At 69.9% G+C, this 3,014-nt stretch carries 4 protein-coding genes; 3 read left to right on the top strand and 1 reads right to left on the bottom strand.

Features of this window, described 5'->3' with window-relative positions; all coding sequences use genetic code 11:
- On the bottom strand, positions 1-452 hold a 452-nt coding region (rbp, locus tag AC1D01_RS27700; protein ID WP_477872123.1), incomplete at its 3' end, for an RNA-binding regulator.
- 175 nt (positions 453-627) lie between these two features.
- Between rbp and AC1D01_RS27695 the strand changes: the two genes are divergently transcribed.
- From AC1D01_RS27695 to AC1D01_RS27685, 3 genes are all read left to right on the top strand, one after another.
- Positions 628-1,407 carry a helical backbone metal receptor gene (locus AC1D01_RS27695; protein WP_477872122.1) on the top strand — a complete coding sequence of 260 codons (780 nt, stop codon included), beginning with the start codon at positions 628-630 and terminating at the stop codon, positions 1,405-1,407.
- A 14-nt stretch (positions 1,408-1,421) separates the two neighbouring features.
- A complete protein-coding gene (locus AC1D01_RS27690) occupies positions 1,422-2,060 on the top strand; it encodes a MarC family protein (protein ID WP_047503815.1) in 639 nt (212 codons plus the stop codon).
- Between the two features lie 75 nt (positions 2,061-2,135).
- Positions 2,136-3,014, top strand: an 879-nt coding sequence (locus AC1D01_RS27685) for an inner membrane CreD family protein (RefSeq protein WP_477872120.1), incomplete at its 3' end; no start/stop codon positions are given.

Raw genomic sequence — 3,014 nt, 5'->3', positions numbered from 1 at the left:
CCGCCGGAGCGGCCACCGCCACCACCGCCGTAGCCGCCACCACCACCGCCGGAGCGGCTGCCGCCACCACCGCCGTAGCCGCCGCCACCGCCGGAGCGGCCACCGCCGCCACCACCACCGCCGTAGCCGCCACCACCGCCGCCGCCGAAGCCACCACCGCCGGAGCGGCCGCCACCGCCGCCGCCGAAGCCGCCCGGACGCTCTTCGCGCGGACGGGCTTCATTGACGACCAGCGCACGGCCGTCGAGGGCCTGGCCGTTCATGCCGTTGATGGCCGATTGCGCTTCGGCATCCGAGCCCATCTCCACGAAGCCGAAGCCCTTGGAGCGGCCGGTGTCACGGTCCATCATCACCTTGGCGGACGAGACAGTGCCGAATTGTGCGAATGCTTGTTGGAGATCGTCGTCGCGAACGCTGTAGGCGAGGTTGCCGACGTAGAGTTTATTGCCCATGGAGAGCGCCTTTCTTTCCTGAAGTCACGAGAACCATGTGGAGCGTGTACCCATCCTGAACCATTCAAGTGAAGGCGCTGCTTCCAGACACAGAATTTTGATTATCGAGTAATTGCGCGAAGCGGTGCAAATTGTGGAAACCCCTTGCAAGCCGAGGGCAACAAAAAGTGTTGTCGTGAACACACGCATAGCCAGTCTTGTGCCCAGCCTGACCGAGCTCGTGGTCGCGCTCGGCCTCGGTCCGCGCCTGGTCGCGCGCACCGGTTTCTGCATCCATCCGGCAGAGGCGGTGCGCGGCGTGCCCAAGGTCGGCGGCACCAAGGCGGTGAACCTCGAGCGGCTGCGGCGCCTCGCGCCCACCCATGTCCTCGTCAACGTGGATGAGAACCGGCACGACATCGTGCCGGCGCTGCACGAGATGGGTGCGCAGGTCATCGTGACGCACCCGTGTGGCCCCGAGGACAACCTCGCGCTGGTCGACCAGGTCGCCGCGGTGTTCGACGACCAGCCCCACGTGCGCGAGCGTGCACGCGCGCTGCGCGAGGCCTTGCAGCACGAGCTAGGGGAAACCCGCGGTGACGAATGTCTGTTGCCTGGCCCGCCCTGTCGCGTGCTGTATCTGATCTGGCATGACCCGTGGATGACGGTCGCGCGCGACACCTACCTGTCGCGCATGCTGGCGCGCATCGGCTGGCACACCGAGCCGGCACTCGACGGCGGCCCGCACGGCGCGGCGCGCTACCCGGTGGTGCGCGGCGACGAGCCCTGGCTCGCGCAGGTGGAGCGGGTGCTGTTGAGTTCCGAGCCGTTCCGGTTCAAGGACCGACACCTGGCGCTGGCGCAGGCGCTGTGCCCGCAGGCGCGCGTGCAGCGGGTCGACGGCGAACTGCTGAGCTGGTACGGGCCGCGCGCGGTGCCGGGGCTGCGCTATCTGCGCGAACTGGGCCGCAGCTGAAGTCAGAATGCCGGATGGACATCTACAAGCCGCTGATCGCCCTGCTCGCCATCGTCAACCCGATCGGCGTGATCCCGTTCTTCATCCACTTCACGGGGGGGTTCACCCGCGAACAGCGCCAGCGCACGATCCGCGTCGCCGCGTTCAGCGCCTTCATCGTGATCGCGGTCAGCGCGGTGGCCGGCCTGCGGATCATCGAGTTCTTCGGCATCTCGCTGGCGTCGTTCCAGGTCGGCGGCGGCACGCTGCTGCTGATCTCGGCGCTGCAGATGCTGAACGCGCAGCCGGCCGAGACGCGGCAGGAGGACGTGACCGAAGGCAACACCAAGGTCGATGCCGGCGACAGCATCGCGGTGGTGCCGCTGACGATCCCGCTGCTGACCGGCCCGGCCACCATCTCGACGATGGTGATCTATGCCGACAAGACGCGGCATTGGTGGGAGATCGCGGTGCTGGTCGGCTACGGCGTGGTGATCGGCATCGCCGTGTGGCTGGCCTTCAGCGCGTCCGGCCGCATCGCGCGGGTGCTGGGCAAGACCGGCATCAACGTGATGACGCGGCTGATGGGCCTGATCCTCGCGGCGCTGGCGGTCGAGGTGATGTCCGACGGGCTGGTGAAGCTGTTCCCGATCCTCGCCAGCAGCATCCACTGAGCCGACTTCACCGCGACTTCATGGCGCCTTCAACGGCGCTGGCCACAGTGCGGCGCTTCAACTCCTGGAGCCCGCATGAAGCCCCACCCGCTGTTCGTCAAGGCGGCCGCCATCGGCGCGATCGCCGTCCTGTTGTCCCTGGCCCTCAGCCGCATCGGCGCCCTGGTCGATGAACGCCAGAGCCGCTTCGCCGAGGCCGAACAGAGCGTCGAGCAGAGCCAGGCCGGCAGGCAGGCCCTGCTCGGGCCGCTGCTGCGCACGCACTGTACCGAATCGTGGGACGTGATGTACGGCCGGGGCGCGACCGCCCGCAGCGGCGTCGAGACGCGCGAGTTCATCGTCACCAGCGTGCCGGCCCGGCTCGACGTGACCGCCACCGCGACGATGGAGCCGCGCTGGCGCGGCCTGTTCAAGGTCAACACCTACGGCCTGCACGCCGAGATGGAGGCCGCCTGGGCGCCGGTGCGGCCGCCGCTGCGGCATGCGAATGGGCGGCTGCAGTGCGAGCCGCCGGTGTTGCAGGTCGAGGTGAGCGACCCGCGCGGCATCCGGCGCGCCGACGTGCGCGTCGGCAGCGACCTGCTGGTGGTGCAGCCCGGCACCGGCGACGAGAAGCGCCCGCAAGGCTTCCAGGCGCAGCTGCCCGACGGCTGGCTGCGCGCCGGCGTGCCGCCGCCGGTGAAAGTGTCGCTCGACCTGACCGGCACCAGCGAGTTCGGCCTGGTGCCGGTGGGGCGCGAGAACCACGTGACGCTGTCGGGCAACTGGCCGCACCCGTCGTTCGGCGGCCGCTTCCTGCCGACGCGGCGCGAGGTGCGCTCGAACGGCTTCGACGCCACCTGGGAGGTGTCCGCGCTCGCCACCGGCGCGGCGACCGACCTGTCGGGCGAGGTCGTGGTGGCGACCGCGGTGCCGCTGACGGCGGCGGCCGTCGCCGGGTCGCCCGACGAGGTC

The sequence above is a fragment of the Rhizobacter sp. P3_B12 genome (genome assembly GCF_056402895.1).
Note: the sequence above shows the minus strand (reverse complement) of the source record. Positions and strands in the feature narration are given on the sequence as shown.

What these genes read in the sequence shown, in the direction of transcription:
- AC1D01_RS27690 (WP_047503815.1), top strand. Translation starts at nt 1,422, where the DNA reads ATGGACATCTACAAGCCGCTGATCGCCCTGCTCGCCATCGTCAACCCG.